Annotated in this window: 18 protein-coding genes and 1 pseudogene; 9 read left to right on the forward strand and 10 right to left on the reverse strand. The window is 65.3% G+C overall.

Features of this window, described 5'->3' with window-relative positions; all coding sequences use genetic code 11:
* Window positions 1–27 precede the first annotated feature (27 nt).
* From XH88_RS22740 to arfB, 4 genes are all read left to right on the forward strand, one after another.
* A complete protein-coding gene (locus tag XH88_RS22740; protein ID WP_271670527.1) occupies window positions 28–753 on the forward strand; it encodes a hypothetical protein in 726 nt (241 codons plus the stop codon).
* A 186-nt stretch (window positions 754–939) separates the two neighbouring features.
* Complete coding sequence (locus tag XH88_RS22745) at window positions 940–2,331, forward strand: M16 family metallopeptidase (protein ID WP_271670528.1); 1,392 nt, start codon at window positions 940–942, stop codon at window positions 2,329–2,331.
* The gene (locus XH88_RS22750; RefSeq protein WP_271670529.1) at window positions 2,328–3,701 is read left to right on the forward strand and encodes a M16 family metallopeptidase; all 1,374 of its coding nucleotides are present in this window, start codon (window positions 2,328–2,330) and stop codon (window positions 3,699–3,701) included. The genes XH88_RS22745 and XH88_RS22750 overlap by 4 nt, the downstream gene beginning before the upstream one ends.
* Before the next feature lie 116 nt (window positions 3,702–3,817).
* Complete coding sequence (gene arfB / locus XH88_RS22755; RefSeq protein WP_271670530.1) at window positions 3,818–4,234, forward strand: alternative ribosome rescue aminoacyl-tRNA hydrolase ArfB; 417 nt, start codon at window positions 3,818–3,820, stop codon at window positions 4,232–4,234.
* A gap of 58 nt (window positions 4,235–4,292) precedes the next feature.
* On the opposite strand, the gene XH88_RS22760 is transcribed toward arfB, so the two are convergent.
* Window positions 4,293–4,604, reverse strand: coding sequence for a hypothetical protein (locus XH88_RS22760; RefSeq protein ID WP_271670531.1), 312 nt, complete (start codon window positions 4,602–4,604; stop codon window positions 4,293–4,295).
* Window positions 4,605–4,921: 317 nt separating this feature from the next.
* Between XH88_RS22760 and mutL the strand changes: the two genes are divergently transcribed.
* Complete coding sequence (gene mutL, locus XH88_RS22765) at window positions 4,922–6,736, forward strand: DNA mismatch repair endonuclease MutL (protein ID WP_271670532.1); 1,815 nt, start codon at window positions 4,922–4,924, stop codon at window positions 6,734–6,736.
* 105 nt (window positions 6,737–6,841) lie between these two features.
* Here mutL and rsmD read toward each other — a convergent pair whose 3' ends face one another.
* Entirely contained in the window at window positions 6,842–7,396 is a 555-nt protein-coding gene (rsmD, locus tag XH88_RS22770; RefSeq protein ID WP_271670533.1) for a 16S rRNA (guanine(966)-N(2))-methyltransferase RsmD, read from the reverse strand.
* Between the two features lies 1 nt (window position 7,397).
* The gene (locus tag XH88_RS22775) at window positions 7,398–9,317 is read right to left on the reverse strand and encodes a pseudouridine synthase (protein ID WP_271670534.1); all 1,920 of its coding nucleotides are present in this window, start codon (window positions 9,315–9,317) and stop codon (window positions 7,398–7,400) included.
* 119 nt (window positions 9,318–9,436) lie between these two features.
* Here XH88_RS22775 and XH88_RS22780 point away from each other — a divergent pair, with 119 nt between their 5' ends.
* The gene (locus XH88_RS22780) at window positions 9,437–9,895 is read left to right on the forward strand and encodes a nucleoside deaminase (protein ID WP_212297101.1); all 459 of its coding nucleotides are present in this window, start codon (window positions 9,437–9,439) and stop codon (window positions 9,893–9,895) included.
* Here XH88_RS22780 and XH88_RS22785 read toward each other — a convergent pair.
* From XH88_RS22785 to XH88_RS22800, 4 genes are all read right to left on the reverse strand, one after another.
* Window positions 9,892–10,797 (reverse strand): alpha/beta fold hydrolase, encoded by a 906-nt coding sequence (locus tag XH88_RS22785; RefSeq protein ID WP_271670535.1) that lies wholly within the window; start codon window positions 10,795–10,797, stop codon window positions 9,892–9,894. The two genes, XH88_RS22780 and XH88_RS22785, sit on opposite strands and share 4 nt — an antisense overlap.
* A 138-nt stretch (window positions 10,798–10,935) precedes the next feature.
* Complete coding sequence (gene purD, locus XH88_RS22790; protein ID WP_271670536.1) at window positions 10,936–12,219, reverse strand: phosphoribosylamine--glycine ligase; 1,284 nt, start codon at window positions 12,217–12,219, stop codon at window positions 10,936–10,938.
* 333 nt (window positions 12,220–12,552) lie between these two features.
* Window positions 12,553–13,269, reverse strand: a complete 717-nt coding sequence (locus tag XH88_RS22795; RefSeq protein WP_271670537.1) for an AbiU2 domain-containing protein — start codon at window positions 13,267–13,269, stop codon at window positions 12,553–12,555.
* 267 nt (window positions 13,270–13,536) lie between these two features.
* Window positions 13,537–13,902 (reverse strand): integrase core domain-containing protein, encoded by a 366-nt coding sequence (locus XH88_RS22800; protein ID WP_271670636.1) that lies wholly within the window; start codon window positions 13,900–13,902, stop codon window positions 13,537–13,539.
* A gap of 212 nt (window positions 13,903–14,114) precedes the next feature.
* On the opposite strand from XH88_RS22800, the gene XH88_RS22805 reads away from it, so the two are divergent.
* Window positions 14,115–14,384: a hypothetical protein gene (locus XH88_RS22805; protein ID WP_271670538.1), complete on the forward strand. Its 270-nt coding sequence runs from the start codon at window positions 14,115–14,117 to the stop codon at window positions 14,382–14,384.
* A gap of 320 nt (window positions 14,385–14,704) precedes the next feature.
* A pseudogene (locus XH88_RS22810) lies at window positions 14,705–14,947 on the forward strand (IS110 family transposase); the annotation flags it as partial.
* Between the two features lie 105 nt (window positions 14,948–15,052).
* Here the strand turns inward: XH88_RS22810 and XH88_RS22815 are convergent.
* The 3 genes from XH88_RS22815 to XH88_RS22825 are packed head-to-tail and all read right to left on the reverse strand — an operon-like array spanning window position 15,053 to window position 16,910.
* A complete protein-coding gene (locus XH88_RS22815; RefSeq protein ID WP_271670539.1) occupies window positions 15,053–15,352 on the reverse strand; it encodes a winged helix-turn-helix domain-containing protein in 300 nt (99 codons plus the stop codon).
* On the reverse strand, window positions 15,352–15,903 hold the full coding sequence (locus XH88_RS22820; RefSeq protein WP_271670540.1) for a hypothetical protein: 552 nt from the start codon (window positions 15,901–15,903) through the stop codon (window positions 15,352–15,354). The genes XH88_RS22815 and XH88_RS22820 overlap by 1 nt, the downstream gene beginning before the upstream one ends.
* Window positions 15,900–16,910: an alpha/beta hydrolase gene (locus tag XH88_RS22825; RefSeq protein WP_271670541.1), complete on the reverse strand. Its 1,011-nt coding sequence runs from the start codon at window positions 16,908–16,910 to the stop codon at window positions 15,900–15,902. Before XH88_RS22825 ends, XH88_RS22820 begins: the two co-directional genes overlap by 4 nt.
* A gap of 137 nt (window positions 16,911–17,047) precedes the next feature.
* Here XH88_RS22825 and xseA point away from each other — a divergent pair, with 137 nt between their 5' ends.
* Window positions 17,048–18,670, forward strand: a complete 1,623-nt coding sequence (gene xseA, locus XH88_RS22830) for an exodeoxyribonuclease VII large subunit (RefSeq protein WP_271670542.1) — start codon at window positions 17,048–17,050, stop codon at window positions 18,668–18,670.
* Window positions 18,671–18,805 lie beyond the last annotated feature (135 nt).

An 18,805-nucleotide genomic window follows, 5' to 3' on the forward strand; every position in this document is an offset into this window, starting at 1 on the left:
CTGCCACAATATGGAACAGGTACAGGTATGCGCAGCTCCGAGACCAGCGGTTCGATGGGTCGAAACCCCCGGCGGAGACTTTGGCTGGCGCTGAAATTGTCAGCCGTCGCACTGGGCGTCGGTCTCGTCATGTCGGCAGGCCCGGTCCGCGCCGGGGATGACGACGATGAAGACGACGGGATGACCTTCGAAGAGCGGATCATCGACAATCTGATGTCCGGCATCGGCGCCAAGAGCATGGAGAAGAAGGGCATCGAATACCGCGAGCGCTCGCCGCTGGTGGTGCCGCCCAAGCTCGACCTGCCGCCGCCCACCGGCGCGGAAGCCAAGAACGCGCCGAACTGGCCGAAGGATCCCGACGAGAAGCGCCGCAAGGAGGCCATCGCCGCGCGGAAGAAAGAGTCCAAGGCGACGGAAAGCTGGCAGGCGGCCCGGCCGCTGACTCCCGCCGAGTTGAACGCCGGCAGGACCGCCGCCCCCGAGCGGACCAGCAACGATCCGATCCAGCCGGGCACCAACAGCAACCCGGCGCTGAGCCCGGCCCAGCTGGGATTCACCGGCGGTCTGTGGAACATGATGACGAACAACAAGGGCGAGGAGAAGCCATTTACCAGCGAGCCGCCGCGCCAATCGTTGGTCGAGCCGCCGCCGGGCTATCAGACGCCTTCGCCCAACTATGCCTATGGTGCCGGAGAGGACAAGTCGCGGCGGACGTACTACGACATCATGTCCGGCAAGGAGAAGCAGCAGTAAGCTGCTTGCCCGTCGAACGCGCGCGCCGCAATCGTCCGGTATAGGCCAGACGCGGAAGATGACCTATTTTTAAGTATCAGTTGACGGCGTTCTCTGCTTCGTGACCCGAAGCTTAAAGCCGCGCGGTGTAGCATTGCCGTGCTCTCACGCCCGGACATCAGGGTCTGGGCTTTCACAAGGATCGAGATGCCCTCACCCCGATCGGTTGCCTGCCTTCTCGCCGCGCTGCTCTCGACATCTGGTCTCGACGTCGGCAGCGCATTCGCCCAGACGACGGTCACATCGGCGCCGCCCGCCAGCTTCACGCTCAGCAACGGCCTCCAGGTCGTGGTGATCCCGGACCATCGCACCCCCGTGGTCACGGAGATGATCTGGTACAAGGTTGGCTCGGCCGACGAGACGCCGGGCAAGTCGGGCCTCGCCCACTTCCTCGAGCATCTGATGTTCAAGGGAACCGAGAAGCATCCAGTCGGAGAGTTCTCCCAGACCGTGCTTCGCGTCGGCGGCAATGAGAACGCCTCGACCTCGGTCGACTACACCAATTACTACCAGCGCGTACCGAAAGAGCAGCTCCCGACGATGATGGAGTTCGAGGCCGATCGCATGACCGGCCTGATCCTCAAGGACGAGAACGTGTTGCCCGAGCGCGACGTCGTGCTCGAAGAGTACAATATGCGCGTCGCCAACAATCCGGATGCGCGGCTCAACGAGCAGATCATGGCCGCGCTCTATCTCAACCATCCCTACGGCCGGCCTGTGATCGGCTGGCACCAGGAGATCGAGAAGCTCGATCGCGAGGATGCACTGGCCTTCTACCGCCGCTTCTACGCGCCCAACAACGCGATCCTGGTGATCGCCGGCGACGTCGAAGCGGCCGACGTGCGCCCGCTGGTCGAACGCAATTTCGGCCCGATCCCGGCCCAGCCTGCGATCCCGGCGCGTCGCATCCGTCCGCAGGAGCCGGCGCCGGCGGCGCCGCGCACGGTCACGCTGTCCGACCCGCGCGTCGAGCAGCCGGGCCTGCGCCGCTACTATCTGGTGCCTTCGGCAACCACGGCCGCGGCCGGCGAGAGCGCGGCGCTCGACGTGCTCGCGCAGTTGATGGGCAGCGGCAGCAACTCCTATCTGTACCGCGCGCTCGTGGTCGACAAGCCGCTCGCGGTTTCAGCCAGCGCCAGCTATTCCAGCATCTCGCTCGACCCGACCCAGTTCGCGATCTCGGCTTCACCAAAGCCTGGTGTCAGCTTCGCCGACATCGAACAGGTCATCGACGGCGTCATCGCCGACGTCGCGAAGAACCCGATCCGCGCCGAGGATCTCGAACGGGTCAAGACCCAGCTCATCGCCGAGGCGATCTACGCTCAGGACAATCAGGCGGTGCTGGCGCGCTGGTACGGCAGCGCACTGACCACAGGTCTGTCGATCGAGGACATCAGGAGCTGGCCCGACCGCATCCGCGCGGTCACCGCCGAGCAGGTGCGCGCCGCCGCGCAGAAATGGCTCGAGAAGAAGCGCTCGGTGACGGGCTATCTGATCAAGGACACCAGTGCCGCCAAGCGCGAGGAGAAGCGTTCGTGAATCATCCCTTCCTTCGCGCTCGCCATTTCGCATTGTCGTTCGTCACCGGCGCGACGCTCGCGCTCGTTTCGATCTCGCCATCTCAAGCCGCAGCGAAGATCCAGCACCTGGTTTCGCCTGGTGGCATCGAGGCCTGGTTCGTTCAGGACGCGACCGTACCGCTGATCGCCATGGAATATTCCTTTGCCGGCGGCTCGGCGCAGGATCCCAAGGGCAAGTCCGGCGTCGCCAATCTCGTTGGCGACCTTCTCGATGAGGGTTCCGGCGATCTCGATTCCAAGACGTTCCATGAACGGCTCGACCGCCGCGCCATCGAACTCTCCTTCAGCGCCACACGCGACACTTTCCGCGGCAGCCTGCGCATGCTGCGCGACAACAAGGACGAGGCCTTCGACCTGCTGCGCTTGGCACTGACCTCGCCACATTTCGAAACGACCGATGTCGAGCGCATCCGCTCGCAGGTCATCTCGGGCCTGCGCCGCGACACGACCAACCCGACCTCGCTCGCAAGCCGCAAATTCCTGGAGATGGCGTTCGGCGATCATCCCTATGGACGGCAGACCAATGGCACGCTGGAGAGCGTGCCGACCATCACGGTCGCCGACATGAAGGATTATGTCAGCCGTGTGCTCGCCAAGGACACGCTGAAGATCGCGGTCGTCGGCGACGTCGATCCGGCCACGCTCGGCAAGCTGCTCGATCACACCTTCGGTGGCTTGCCTGCCAAGGCCAATCTCGTGCCGGTCCCCGACGTCGAGGCCACAAAGCCGCCGCAGCGCGCCTTTGTGCCGCTCGACGTGCCGCAGACCGTGATCACCTTCGGCGGCCCCGGTGTGATGCGCAGCGATCCGAACTTCATGGCCTATTACGTGGTCAATCACATCCTCGGCGGTGGCGGCCTGTCCTCGCGGCTTTATCGCGAGGTGCGCGAGAAGCGCGGCCTGGCCTATTCGGTATTCGAGTCCCTGCTCTGGATGGAGCATTCGGCAATCTTCATCGGCAACACCGGCACGCGTGCCGACCGCGCCGGTGACACCATGGATGCGATCGAGAAGGAAGTGCGCCGCATCGCCGACGAGGGCCCGACCCAGAAGGAACTCGACGAGGCCAAGTCCTATCTCAAGGGTTCGCAGATGCTGGCGCTCGACACTTCCTCCAAGCTCGCGCAGGCGCTGCTGCAATATCAGCAGGACAAGCTGCCGATCGACTATATCGAAAAGCGCAACGCCATCGTCGACGCGGTGACGCTGGACGACGCCAAGGCCGCCGCCAAGCGGATGTGGGGCCAGGGGCTCCTGACCGTCGTCGTCGGTCGTGCGCCGCAGGCTGCCGCACAACCAGCTGCGGCACCCGCAACGAAGTCGAACTGAGATCTCCTGACCCTTCCCGAAATGGCCGGGCTCGCCCGGCCATTTGCGCTTCCAGATGTACCATTGCCGAGCATGGACGATCCGCGATATGTCGTGACATCACAAATGGTGCCATCATGCTGCGGATATCCCGCGATCTCGTCATCGACGAGGACGACATCGAGATCGGCTTTGTCCGCGCCTCCGGCCCGGGCGGGCAGAACGTCAACAAAGTCGCGACCTCGGCGCAGCTTCGCTTCGATACCCGCAGGCTGACCTTGCCGGAGGACGCCGCGTTGCGCCTTGCCCGCCTCGCCGGCCAGCGCATGACCAAGGAGGGCGTCATCGTGATCCACGCCCAGCGCTTCCGCACCCAGGAGCGTAACCGGCAGGACGCCATCGACCGCCTCACGGAGATGCTGCGCGAGGCCATGGTCCGCCCGACACCACGGCGCGCGACGCGACCGACCTTCGCCTCCAAGCAGCGCCGGCTCGAGGGCAAGAAACGCCGCAGCGACGTCAAGGCCGGTCGCGGCGGCCGCTTCGACGACTGATTGCGCAAAAAACCTCCGGCCGCAGAGCGACCGGAGGTTTGCGGTTCGCCGGCCGGCCTCAGTAACGCTTGCCGGTCGCAGTGCCACCCGCAGCCGCACCGTCGGCGGGCCCCTTGTGTGTCGCGCTGCCGGTCGTCCCAATGGTCCCCTTCGTCCCCTTGGTCGATTTCATACCGACCTTTTCGCCGACGGCCCCCTGCTGGGCGCCGAGGCCCTCATCCTCACTGTCCATGCCTGCGCCGCCTTGCATGGGTTTGCTTTGCACGGTGCCGGCGGGCCGGGCACCAGAGGACGTTCCTTGCGCGAGAACAGGCGTCGCGACGAGGGCTGCGAGGGCGCATGCGATTGCAGAGGTCTTCACCAACTTCATCCATTTCTCCTGGATTGTGCGCGATGAACGGTTCGGCGATTCCCCACGCCGTTCGTCTCGACCGGACCATGTCATCGCGCAAACTGTGCGAACGGCGTGCACGCGATGCAAACGGTCTCCTGTGGTGATCGTTTAGGGATTTCGCGGCGGTTTCACGGAATTGCGCTCCTCATATGCGGCGCCGCGCGGAAGCGCGCCTCAATTGCGAGGACGGCTCAAGGCTGAAAATGAACTACATTTGGTATGTGGGAAGCTCGACCTTCCCCATGCATTTGTTGTCCGGCGGCGTTAAACTGAGTTATTCGCCGAGTGAACCCATGCCCGTCCGCCAACTTCCCGAACAGATCGTTAACCGCATCGCCGCCGGCGAGGTGGTCGAGCGTCCGGCGAGCGTCGTCAAGGAACTCGTCGAGAACGCGATTGATGCCGGCGCAAGCCGGATCGACGTCTTCACCGATGGCGGCGGCCGGCGGCGGATCGGCATCACCGACGATGGCAGCGGGATGACCGCAAACGATCTCGCGCTCGCAGTCGAGCGCCATGCCACGTCCAAACTCGACGACGAGGATCTGCTCCAGATCCGCACGCTCGGGTTCCGCGGCGAGGCGCTCCCCTCGATCGGCTCGGTCGCGCGGCTGTCGATCACCACGCGGCATGCCAGCGAGCCGCACGCCTGGGCGCTGACCGTCGAGGGCGGTGAGAAGTCCGAGATCATGCCGGCGGCGCTGGCGCAAGGCACCCGAGTCGAGGTCAACGATCTCTTCTATGCAACGCCGGCGCGACTGAAGTTCTTGAAGACCGACCGCACGGAGGCGGAGGCCATCCGCGAGGTGGTGCGGCGGCTGGCGATGGCGAGGCCGGATATCGCCTTCACATTGGCAGGCGAGGAGCGTGCGCCGGTAACCTGGGCTGCGGCGCTGCCCGGCGCGGCCGGACGGCTGACGCGGCTCGGCGATATTCTCGGAGCGGAGTTCCGCAGCCATGCCTTCGAGGTTCATGCCGAGCGCGAGGGCGTCGTCGTCGCCGGTTATGCCGCAGCGCCGGCGCTGACCAAAGCCAACGCGCTCGGGCAATATCTCTTCGTCAACGGCCGCCCCGTGCGCGACAAGTTGATCCTGGGCGCGGTGCGCGGAGCCTATGCCGACTATCTGCCGCGCGACCGGCATCCGGTGCTGGCACTGTTCGTCACGCTCGATCCGCGCGAGGTCGACGCCAACGTGCATCCAGCCAAGACCGAGGTGCGTTTCCGCAATGCCGGGCTCGTGCGTGCACTGATTGTACACGGGCTGAAGGAAGGTCTGGCGCGCGAGGGCCGTCGCACCGCCGCCAATAGCGGCGAGAGCGCATTGACCTCGTTCCGGCCGGCTTTCACGCCGCAGCGCCCTGCGAGTTGGGACTGGCGTGCTTCGCCAGCCGCACCGGTCGCGCCGATGCCGTCATTCGAAAGCTCCGCCGCGCCCGCCTTCGCCGAGCGCGCGCAGGCCACCTTCGATGTCGGCGGGCCGAGCGCCGACGTGCGGATCGAGACACAGCCGGTGGCCGATCTCGTCGACCGCCCGCTCGGCGCGGCGCGCACACAGATTCACGAGACCTACATCGTCTCGCAGACGCGCGACGGTCTCATCATCGTCGACCAGCACGCCGCCCATGAGCGCATCGTTTATGAACGACTGAAGGCCTCGCTCGCCGAGAACGGCGTGCAGCGACAGATCCTCTTGATCCCCGAGATCGTCGAGATGGACGAGGCTACGGTGGAACGCCTCCTCGATCGCAGCGACGAGCTCGCCTCATTCGGCCTCGCGATCGAATCCTTCGGTCCCGGCGCGGTCGCGGTGCGCGAGACGCCGTCTCTGCTCGGCAAGACCAATGCGGGCGGACTGCTCCGCGATCTTTCCGAGCATATGGCTGAATGGGACGAGGCGCTTCCTCTCGAACGCCGCCTGATGCATGTCGCCGCCACCATGGCCTGCCACGGCTCGGTGCGCGCCGGCCGCAGGCTGCGGCCGGAGGAGATGAACGCGTTGCTGCGCGAAATGGAGGAGACGCCGAACTCCGGCCAGTGCAATCACGGCCGGCCCACTTATGTCGAGCTGAAGTTGAGCGACGTGGAGAAGCTGTTCGGGCGGAGGTAAGGTGCCGTAGGGTGGGCAAAGTCGCGGAGCGCCGTGCCTACGATCACTTCATGTTCGAGACAAATGGTGGGCACGCTCCGCTTTGCCCACCCTGTGGCAGCGAGACTAGGGCCTCTTCAGAAACACGAATTCCGTATCGTCATACGCCCGCCGCTCGAGTTCCTCGAACCCCTCCGGCGTCGCGAACTGCGCAGCTTTCGCCTCCTCCACCACGAGCAGCGCGCCTGGCGTGAGCCAGCCGCCATCCCGCAAGGACGCAAGCGCCTTCTCCGCAAAGCCTTTGCCATAGGGCGGATCGAGGAACACCAGCGAGAATGGCTCGACGGGATGCGCGGGGCCGAGATCGGTCGCATCGCGGCGATAGACTTTTGTCACTCCGCCGAGACCCAGCGATTCCACATTGTTACGGAGCAGCGCGCGCGCCTCCGCACCGTTGTCGACGAACAGCGTGAATTTCGCCCCGCGCGAGGACGCCTCGATGCCGAGCGCGCCGGTGCCGGCAAAGAGATCGAGCACGCGCGCATCCGGAATCGGATTGTCATAGGCGTGCACGAGGATGTTGAACACGGACTCGCGCAGCCGATCCGCCGTGGGACGGATGTCGCGCGAGGACGGTGAGGCGAGGTTGCGCCCCTTCAAGCGACCGCCGACGACGCGCATGCTATTCGTCCCGCGGCGTCAGATCGCGCTTGCCGTGATAGCCGCGCTTGGGACGACGCGGCGGGCCGTAGCCGTTGGCCTCCAGCTCATTGCGCTCACGCGCTTCGTCGCTGCCGGTGCGCTGCACCAGCACGCGGCGGCCCTTGCGGTCGGCAATCACGGCGCGCTTTGATGTCTTCTCACCTTCACCTGAGGACTTCTTCGGTACGTCGAACTGCGCGCCCGACTTCTCGATCACCTTGTCGCCAAGCTGCTCGCGCAGCACGCGCGCGCGGATCTCTTCGACCTGGCCCTCGGGGATTTCGCCGAGCTGGAACGGGCCATAGGAGACACGGATCAGCCGGTTCACCTCGAGCCCGAGATGGGCGCAGACGTTGCGCACCTCGCGGTTCTTGCCTTCGCGGATCGCGAACACCAGCCAGACATTGGCGCCCTGGTCACGCTCCAGTGTCGCCTCGATCGGCCCGTATTTCACGCCCTCGACCTCGATGCCGTTCTTGAGCTGGTCGAGCTGCGCCTGGGTGATGTCGCCATGGGCGCGAACGCGATAGCGGCGCAGCCAACCTGTGTCCGGCAGCTCGAGCGTGCGTGCGAGGCCGCCATCATTGGTGAGCAGCAAGAGCCCTTCGGTGTTGAAGTCGAGCCGGCCGACACTGATCAGGCGCGGCAGGCCTTCGGGCAGATTGTCGAACACGGTCGGACGCCCCTCGGGATCGTCATGCGTCGTCATCAGCCCGCGCGGCTTGTGATAGAGGAACAGACGCGTACGCTCGCGCTCCGGCAACGGCTTGCCGTCGACCAGAACGACGTCGTTCCTGGTGATGTCGAGCGCCGGCGAGTTGATGACGCGGCCGTTGACGGTGACGCGGCCCTGCGTGACCATCTCTTCGGCATCGCGGCGCGACGCCAGGCCTGCACGCGCCAGAGCCTTGGCGATCCGCTCGCCGGCCTTCTTCGGCTTCGGAGCTTCCTCGCGGCGTGGCCGCCCCTCAAAATCCCGATCGCGCTCGCGATAGGCACCGCGGCCCCCGAAGGCCGGACGCTTCTCGAAAATGCGGCTGTCGTCCTCATTGTCGCGCCGCGGACGGTCGCGGAAGCGGCCCTCGCCGCGCGGATGCTCCTGCCAGTCCATACGGCCTTCCGGCCGCTCACGCGGACGATCGAATTTTGGGCGATCGCGGAACGGACGATCGCCCGAGCCACGATCATCGCGCGAGCGTGAAAAGCGCGGGCGGTCCTCGCCACGGCCGCCTTCGCGACGGTCGTCGCGCTTTTGCCAGGGCTTGTCCTCGCCGCGATCGCGGCCGCCGAAATCCTTGTCGAAGGATTTGCGCGGACGGTCGCCGCGCGCACGATCGTCGCGCTTCTGCCAGGGTTTGGAATCACCGCGCTCACCACGGTCGCGCGAAAACTTCCGCTCGCCCTCGAACTTGCGCTCGGGGCGTTCGCCGCGCGGCGTATAGGGCCGCTTGTCGCCGAACTTCTTGTCGCCGAAGCGGCCGGCTGGACGCGACTCGTCGCGAACCCGGCCGCGCGGCGGACGGTCGTCGCGGCCATAGGACGGACGATCACCGCGCGGCTTGAACGAGCGCTTCTCGCCATCGCGCGCTCCGCGATCGGAGAACGGGCGGTCGCCACGCGGCTTGAAGCTGCGCTCGCCGCGGCCCTCACCGCCACGCTCGTCGCGCTTGAAACGGGGACGATCGGAAAACTCGCGGCGCGGCGCATCGCCGTCCTCGCGACGGCGGAACGGGCGGCTATCGCGGTCGCCGCGGGGCGGACGGCTGTCGCGGTCGCCTTTGCCCTCAAAACCGCGCTTGGCGAATTTCTTCTCGGGGCCGCGGGGCTTGCCGCTGCGGCCGCCTTTGGCCGGGCCTCGCCGGCCGCGGGAATCGTTGTCTTTGTCGCTGTCGCGAGGCATGAATAATCTCACTCAGGGGGTGGCCAAACGCATTGTGCGCGCTCATTCCGAGCCGCATGCTCAGGCAAATCAGGTTAAGCACTTCTGCTGAAGGCGCAGCTACTAGCAGGTTTCTTCGGATGATACGAGGCTTGAAAGCCCCCTCTTTCATGGATTTGGCGCTCAAAACGGCCGAAAACGCCGGAAAGGCGGGCGAAGTCCCGATCGGATGCGTGGTGGTCCGGAATTACGAGGTGATCGCCACCGCCGCCAACCGGACCCTCACCGATTACGACCCCACCGGCCATGCCGAGATCGTCGCGCTGCGCGAGGCGGCAAAGAAGATCGGCAGCGAGCGTCTGGTGGACTGCGACCTCTACGTGACGCTGGAGCCCTGCACCATGTGTGCGGGCGCGATCTCCTTTGCAAGGGTCCGCCGGCTCTATTACGGCGCCGCCGACCCCAAGGGCGGCGCGGTGGAGTCGGGCGTGCGGTTCTTTGCTTCGCCGACCTGCCACCACGCCCCCGACGTCTATTCCGGCGTCGGCGAGAGCGAGGCGGCGCGGCTGCTCAAGGAGTTCTTCCGCGAGCGGCGTTAGGGGCCGGCGAAGAACGCGCGCAGCGCCCTTGCTGTGACCTCGGGGTTCTCCTCGGTGAGGAAGTGGCCGGAATCGACCGGCATGCCGTCGACATTGGTCGCCCACTGCTTCCAGACGTCGAGCGGCGTCGCGGCGGCCTGGGCGATGCCGGCATTGCCCCACAGCACCAGCATCGACACGGTGATCTTCTTGCCGGCCTCGACATCGGCCTTGTCGAGGTCGTAGTCGATAGTGGCGCCGGCGCGGTAGTCCTCGCACATCGCGTGAATACGGGCGGGATCGCGGAACGGGGCGATGTAGTGCGCGAGCGCGCGGGGGTCGATCGCGTCCAGCGTCCTCGACTTGGTCTGGCTCGCCATCTTGAAGCGCAGGAAGAACTCGCCCTGCCCCGAGATCAGCGTCTCCGGCAGCGGCGCGGGCTGGGCCAGGAAAGTCCAGTGATAGATCTTCAGCGCATAGGCGCGGTTCATCCGCTCCCAGTAATTATAGGTCGGCAGGATATCGAGCACCGCGAGCTTCGACAGCCGGCCGGGATGGTCGAGCGCGAGCCGATACGACACGCGGCCGCCGCGATCGTGGCCGGCGAGCGCGAAGTGGACGTGGCCGAGGCGCTCCATCATCTCCACCATCGCTTTCGCCATCGCGCGCTTGCTGTAGGGCATGTGCAGCGCATCGCTCCCGGGCATGTCGGACCAACCATAGCCCGGCAGGTCGGCGATGATCAGCGTGAAGCGGTCGGCCAGTTCAGGCGCGACGCGGTGCCACATCACATGCGTCTCGGAGAAGCCGTGCAGCAGGAGCAGCGGCGGCCCGTTGCCGCCCACGCGGGCGAAGATGCGGCCGAACGAGGTGTTGATCCATTCGGAGGCGAAGCCGGGATAGAGGTCGGCGAGATCGGACATCTTGTTGCATCCTTGTCTTTGGTCAGTCCCGGAACTGCTCCCGACAAAAAGTCGAAAACAACCCCATGCACAGTAGCTAAGTTCAACGCCCGCCTATGCATTTTGGGCATGTCGTCGGGCGCCCCCGCAATAGGCCGGTCAGCGCCTCGCCTTCTCCGCCTCCACCGCCTGCCAGCCGATGTCGCGGCGGCAGAAGCCTTCCGGCCAGACGATGCGGTCCACCGCCCGATAGGCGCGCGCCTGCGCCTCGGTCACCGTCGCCCCCAGCGCGCAGACATTGAGCACACGGCCGCCATTGGCGAGGATGGCGCCGTCCTTCGCCACGGTGCCGGCATGGAAGATCTCGACGCTGTCGGCCTTGGCCGCGTCATCGAGCCCCTCGATCCGCGTGCCCTTCTGGTAGTCGCCGGGATAGCCCTTCGCCGCCATCACCACGGTGAGCGCGGATTCCGGGTACCAGCGCAGGTCGAAATTCTTCAGCTGGCCATCGCATGAGGCCAGGAACGCCGGGACGATGTCGCTCATCATGCGCAGCATCAGCACCTGGCATTCAGGATCGCCGAAGCGGACGTTGAACTCGAACAGTTTTGGGCCCTGCGTCGTCAGCATGATTCCGGCATAGAGCACGCCGCGGAACGGCGTGCCGCGCTGCTTCATCCCTGCGACCGTCGGCAGGATGATCCTGGCCATGATCGCGTCGTGGATGACGGGCGTCACCAGCGGCGTCGGCGAATAGGCGCCCATGCCGCCGGTGTTGGGGCCGACATCGTGGTCGAACACGCGCTTGTGGTCCTGGGCGGAGGCGAGCGGAATGGCGGTCTCGCCGTCGCAGAGCGCGAAGAAGCTGATCTCGCGGCCCGGCAGGAACTCCTCGATCACGACCTCCGCGCCGGCTTCGCCAAAGGCGCCCTCGAACATCATGGCGATGGCGTCCTCCGCCTCGCGCATGGTTTTCGCAACGACGACGCCCTTGCCGGCGGCAAGGCCATCGGCCTTGACCACGATCGGCGCGCCCTGGCTGTGCACGTAAGCGAGCGCATCTTGAGCCTTGGTGAAGCGCTTGTAGGCGCCGGTGGGAATGCCGAACTCGGTGCACAGCGCCTTGGTAAAGCCCTTGGAGCTCTCGAGCTGCGCCGCCGCCTTGCTCGGCCCGAACGCCTTGATGCCTGCGGCGGTGAGATCATCGACGATGCCGGCCGCCAGCGGCGTCTCCGGGCCGACCACGACCAGCTCGACCGCATTCTTTTTGCAGAAGTCGATCACGGCGGCATGGTCGGCGACATCGAGCGCCACGCATTCGGCCTCCCGCGCGATGCCGGCATTGCCGGGCGCGCACCAGAATTTGGTCACCAGGGGGGAAGCTGCGATCTTCCACGCCAGCGCATGTTCGCGGCCGCCGGAACCAAGCAGGAGAATGTGCATCGAAGGCTCAGAATGAGGGGTTTTGCTGGGGCCGGAGGTCGCACGAATCGGGGTGGGGCTCAAGGGGGTGGGGCCCAGACTTCACGTCATTCCAGGCCCAGCGAAGCCGCTACTGTTCTTTTCCTCATCTCCTGTCGCTGATTGCCTATTTCTTAGAGGGGGTTCTCAGCGTCGCAGGGACTTCGTTAAGCGCCCCTCTGATGGCGGACTGAGCTGCCCCTGGCTCGCTTCGCCGCCTTCGACACAACCCCTCTCTGCCCACAGTGTCGTGCCACAACGAGAGGGTTGCAACGCTTCATCGCTCGCACCGGGCCGCCAGTGGGCGGAGGCCCTTCAACGAAGGGCTACGAACTTGCAGCCGGTCCACAACGCCTCGGCGTTTTTCTGGTCTATCCTTTGCGAGTTCTCAATCGAGAAGCTGGAGCCATTCACCCAGCAGTAGAGACTTTCGAGAATTGGTACCGAGGCATCCATCACTTTGGTTTCGTCGCCGTACTTCATTGGGTCGACAGGTCCGTTCTTCTCGCGGCGTGTCGCCTCGAGGGAGTGCGCGAGGTACTTATCGCGAACGTTCATGATCGAGGCTAGCCGCGCTGATCTAAGAACTGAGCGAGCATCCGCGATTGCCTGCCGCAGCTCGGTCCGAGCCTGCGATGCGCGCTCTTCTGCGAACTGCTCGTCTCTCTGATCTTGGTGCTGGCTGCGCGTCTCCTCAGCAAGCATCTCGATGAGTTCTTCATCGCCAATCAGCGCAACGACGGTCGGAATGTTCTCCTTGTCAAGATCGACGCCGTCCCAGATTGCGCAAAGACGCACGATCTCGATCTGGTACATGCTGAGCTGGAAGATCCTGAACGCGTTCGCTGCATAGGATCGGGGAATTTGAGACGCCAGCACCGGCGAGAACACCACGAACGAATTGTTGGCGTGCAGTTCGACCACATATAGGAAGTGATCGAGCACCTTCTTCATTTTGGCTTTGGCAAGCCGAAGCCGGTCTGGCTTCGGGAGGCGAACAATCGCCTTCTCGGCATCGTTACGTTTCGACATGTTGCTATGAAGGGCTAAGCTCGGAAGGGCGGCAACAGACTGGTGCAGCTTATCCCCGCGTTTATGGTCCGTCCGTCTCCGCCCTTGCGCTTGGCACGTCATTCACCACACCTCGTGACGCCTTACCATCCCGCGCGCCCCAGCGATCCTCCGCCTCGACATGAGCACCCTGTCGCGCTGCAGAAGACAAAGATTTTGCGATTACGGGGGCAGTGCTGGACTGCACCCCTGAAGTGAGACACGATAATTACAGTGACAGTCGGGTTGTCACGATGCGTTACCGCGGGTTGTTTTGCGCGAACGCGGCTTCGAACTCAATAGGCGACCGAGCGCCGAATGCAGGCGCTCTTTGTTGTAGACCTCCGCGATGAAGCTGTTGATGTGACGGCGAGCGTCGCCCAGATCGGCAAAGGCCCTGCCGTCGACCTCCTCGGCCTTGAGTGTCTTCATGAAGCTCTCCGCCTTGGCGTTGTCGAAGGGATTGCCCGGCCTGCTCATGCTGATGGTGATGTCACGGTCGGCGAGCCGTTGCCGATAGGCGATGGAGGCGTATTGCACGCCGCGGTCGGAGTGATGGATCAGACTGCCAGGGGCCGGTCCCCGCGCCGCGATGGCTTTCTCCAGTGCAGCGATGGCAAGCGAGGAGCGCTATTTGGAAACCTCGCAGGCGCCCAAGCCGAACTCGCAGGGCGGCAAGCATGTTCGGCTCAGCGACGTCTTCATGACCAATAAGGGAAATTGCCCTTAAAGATGCGCGCAAGCCGACAACGACCGCCTCGCTATGAGGAACCTTGCCCTACCTTGGGATGTTGCAAAAAACATACAACAGTTCAGGAGGAACTCGCATGAGAATTCTGTTATTGGCTAGTGCACTGGCGGTTGCCGCTTTCGCTATTGCGACGCCGATGACCATTGCACCCGCATCAGCTCAAGTTGCCGTCGATACTCCCCTCGGCGGCGTAAGAGTGGGCCCGGAGCGGCATTATTACCGAGACTACGATCGACCCGCTTATCGCGCCTACGGATATGATCGCGGATATCGCAGTGGATGCCGCACCGTTACGATCGAACGCGACGACGGTTCGGTCCGCAGGATCCGCCGTTGCGACTACTAGAAGATCGACTAGAAAATCGACTCCTGGCACTCACAAAAGCGCCAGGAGGACGAGGGAATTGAGAGCTTACTAAGGGCCGCCTGAGTCGGCGGCCCAGCGGCATGTGGCCTGAAGACCTTCGGCAGCCCGCTCAAGTCTGACTGGCGCCGAGACCAGATCTCGTTCGTGGTGAGCGCTTGTGGACCTGGAGCCGACATCGCTCCTCCGGCCCCGGCGAGCCACATTGAACTCGCCAGCTCCGCTCGACATGTGCGGGGGCAGCTTGGATTACGGTGACAGTGCTGGACTGCACCCCTGAAGTGAGACACGATAATTACAGTGACAGTGGCAAGCGAAAGGGCAAGCGCCCCACCCGCGGCGGCCGTGCTGGCGTCCGCTCGATCCTCTTCCTCGTCGCGGCCACCGCCGCCCGCTACGACAAAAGCCTCAAAGACTTCCGCAACAGGCTGGTCGCCGCAGGAAAGGAAAAGATGGTCATTCGGATCGCGCTTGCCCGAAAGCTTCTCGTTCGCCTCAACGCCAAAGCTCGCGATGCGCGTACCACCTACGCTAATGCAACTTGACAACAGAGATAGTCGCTCACCCAAGTGAGCCTTGTTGACCAGCGGAGTTGCCCTCTCCCGCAAGGGGCGAGGGCACAACAATCAGCACCGCGATGACAGCGGAGCCTACCCCTGCTTCCCCGCAATGATCTCCTGCAACGTCGCCACATGCCGCGCGAAGGCGCCGCGGCCCGCTGCCGTAGCCGTCACCGTGGTCTGCGGCTTCTTCCCCACGAACGCCTTCTCCACCGAGACGTAACCCGCCTTCGCCAGCGTCTCGATGTGCGCGCCGAGATTGCCGTCGGTGGCGCCGGTGAGTTTTTTCAGGCGTGCGAATTCGAGGCCCGAGGCCGCCGGCAGCGCGTTCAGGGCCGCCATGATCTTCAGCCGCAGCGGCTGGTGGATGATGTCGTCGAGCTCGGCCATCAGATGCGCCGCATCCAGAGGCCGCCGAGGATCAGGCCGCCGCCGTTGACGAAGGCCATCCAGAGCGGGAATGGCGCGCCGATAATGAAGTAGCCGATCAGCGTCAGCGCGCTGATGCCGAGGCCGATCGCGACGAAGGCCGTGCCGAACCAGAGACCGGCGAGCATGTAGAACAGCATGAAATAAACGGGCCAGAACGCCCCGAGCTCGCGCGGGCCGAAATGACCGAGCACATTGGTGCAGATATAGCCGAAGGCGAAGAACAGCGCGAAGACCAGCACGATCCTGAGATCGAACGCCGCAGCCTGGGCTCGCGGGGGCGTGAGCAATCTGATCGCGACCAGGCCGCCGACGCCGAGAATGTCGACGGCGGGCCAGGCATAGACTGCGTAGAACGGCCACGCCCAGGTCACGACGTTGCCCGCGAAGACCAGGACACCCCACCAGATCGCCCCGATGCTGGCCAGCTCATAGAGCTGGGACTGCCGCAGGCGCTGGACGATGTCGTCGATGTCGGCGAGCGCTTCGGCCGCCTGCTTGCTGTCGATCATGACTGCCCTGCCCCTCTGGTCGCAGCGTCCTCGGCAATTGCATTGACCGCCTTCGGATTGGTGACGATGCCCATGTGGTTGACGCCCTCGATCAGCTTGACGTCCACGTCGGGCTTGATGACCTGCACGGCCTCGGCATATTTTCCTGATATCATCATCTCGTCCTCGGTGCCGCCGAAGATCGTCATCGGATGCGTCACGCGCGGCAGGTCGAGACGATAGCCGCGCGTCGCAAAGTTGCGCATCAGGCGGTCGGAATAGGTCGGGGTCAGGATCGCTTCCGAACTGGCAGGCACCGCGAAGGCGAGCACCGGAAGCTGGGAGCAGCAGTCGATGCCGATCTTGCGCAGAGCGGTGAGGCCGAGAAAGCGCGGAATGTCGGCATTGGCCCAGCCGCCGGAATGCGGCCGGTTGGTCGGCGCGTCATAGCCGAGATAGGGCGCGACCAGCACGGTGCGCACGAACATGTCCTGGATGATCGGCGTCGCCGCCACCCGCAGCGCGAAGCCGGCGCCGGCGGAATGGCCGACCAGGGTCAGCGGCAGATCCGGCGCGGACTTGCGGACATGGGCGACGAAGTCGACGAGATCGTCCTCGAGCTGGCCGACATAGCCGATATCCCCGCGCGTGCCCGAGGCGCCGTGACCGCGGATGTCCAGCGCCCAGGTCTCGACGCCGTGCGCGGCCATGGCAGCGGTCAACGCGTGATTGATCGTCCCGGAGGAGCCGGACGAGCCGTGGATGAAGATCGCACCGCGGCGCGTGGCGGCGCCGCCGGCTGCGTAATGGCGATAGCCGAGCCAGGTGCCGTCACGGGCCTGGAAACGCTCCAGCGCCGGCAGGGTCGACATGTCGACGCCCTTGACGGAGCTGGAGACCGAACGCATCTCGGGCGGCCGCTGCAGCGGCGTCGCGATCAAGGCGGTGAAGATCAGAGCGACGGCCCCAACCGCGCACAGCCCCCATTTGAACAAGCCCAGCACCCCTCGCAGCAGACGCGTCGCCATGGCCAAACTCCGAGATCAAGGATCAATAGATAACTCTATATTACAGAGTACTCTTTCGATCAAGAGGCTGGATGGCGCTATCAGGCGAAAATCCTTAACGTCTGAAGCGAACCCCAAAATGCCGAATCGATTGCCAGATGCCGCCTGCGGAACAACTTCACAACGCGCCCGAATTCACCGTCTCCGAGCTCTCCCAGTCCCTGAAGCGGACGGTCGAGGACACCTATGGCCATGTCCGGGTCCGCGGCGAAATCTCCGGCTTCCGCGGCGCCCATTCCTCCGGCCATTGCTATTTCGCGCTCAAGGACGAGAGCGCCAAGATCGAGGCGGTGATCTGGAAGGGCGTGCACGGCCGCATGCGCTTCAAGCCCCAGGAGGGGCTCGAGGTGATCGCGACCGGCAAGCTCACGACCTATCCGGGCTCGTCAAAGTACCAGATCGTCATCGAGGCGCTGGAGCCGGCCGGCATCGGCGCGCTGATGGCGCTGATGGAGGAGCGCAAGAAGAAGCTCGCCGCCGAGGGCCTGTTCGACGAAGCGCGCAAGCAGCTGCTGCCGTGGCTGCCCGAGGTGATCGGCGTCGTCACCTCGCCGACCGGCGCCGTGATCCGCGACATCCTGCACCGGCTGGAGGACCGCTTTCCCCGCCGCGTGCTGGTGTGGCCGGTGAAAGTTCAAGGCGAAGGCTCGGCCGAGCAGGTCGCGGCCGCGATCCGCGGCTTCAACGCGCTGCCGGAGGGCGGCAGGATTCCGCGGCCCGACGTCTTGATCGTCGCGCGCGGCGGCGGCTCGCTGGAGGATCTCTGGTCGTTCAACGAGGAGATCGTGGTCCGCGCGGCGGCCGAGAGCATGATCCCGCTGATCTCGGCGGTCGGCCACGAGACCGACATCACGCTGATCGATTTCGTCGCCGACAAGCGCGCGCCGACGCCGACGGCGGCGGCCGAAATGGCGGTGCCGGTGCGCAGCGACCTGTTCGTCGAGGTCGCCGACCTCGCCCGGCGCACGCGGGCCTGCTGGCAGCGCGGCCATGAAAACCGCCGCAACGAGCTTCGCGCAGCCGCGCGCGCGTTGCCGGCTGCAACAGACTTGCTCGCGATCCCCAGGCAGCGGCTGGATTCGGCCGGCAGCGCCCTGCCCCGCGGGCTCAAGGCCAACACGCATGCGCATTTCCGCAGGTTCACCGCCGCAAGCGCCAAGCTGACGCTGCGGGTGCTGCACGGCCAGATCGCGCAGGCCGACCATCGCCTCACCGTGTGCGGCGAGCGGCTCGGCCTCTCGGCGCGCTCGCTGCTGCGGCAGCGGCGCGACCGCTTCGCCGGGCTTGAAGTGCGCCTGCGCGCCTCAAAACTCTCCAACGCGCAGGCGCAGCGCAACGCGATTGCCCGCCAGCGCGAGCGCACGCATCGGCTTTCCGAACGCGCCGGCCGCGCGCTTCTCACGCTGCTGCAGCGACTCGATGCCCGCGTCGAGAACAGCGGCAAGCTGCTCTCCGCGCTGTCCTATCGCGGCGTGCTCGCCCGCGGCTTCGCGCTGGTGCGCGATGATTCAGGGCATCCCTTGCATTCGGCCGACAGCGTGGGGCCGAACGCGCGGATCGCGATCGAGTTTGCGGATGGTCGCGTCGGCGCGACCGCGGATGCGGACCGGCCGGCGCCGACCGCGAAGCGCGCGCCATCCCAACCGAAGGCGGCGACGCAAGAAACGAAGCCAGCACCGAAGCGCATGGCGAAACCGGTGGATCAGGGCAGTTTGTTCTGAGGCGCGATGGCGGCGCTCCGCTTTGGCTGTCATTCCCCGCGAAAGCGGGGAATCCAGTACGCCGCGGCTTCTCGGTGAATCACAGACGCCTCGGCGTACTGGATCGCCCGGTCAAGCCGGGCGATGACAGCGATC

Source organism: Bradyrhizobium sp. CCBAU 51627 (assembly GCF_028128765.1).
In the GTDB taxonomy this organism is placed as follows: domain Bacteria; phylum Pseudomonadota; class Alphaproteobacteria; order Rhizobiales; family Xanthobacteraceae; genus Bradyrhizobium.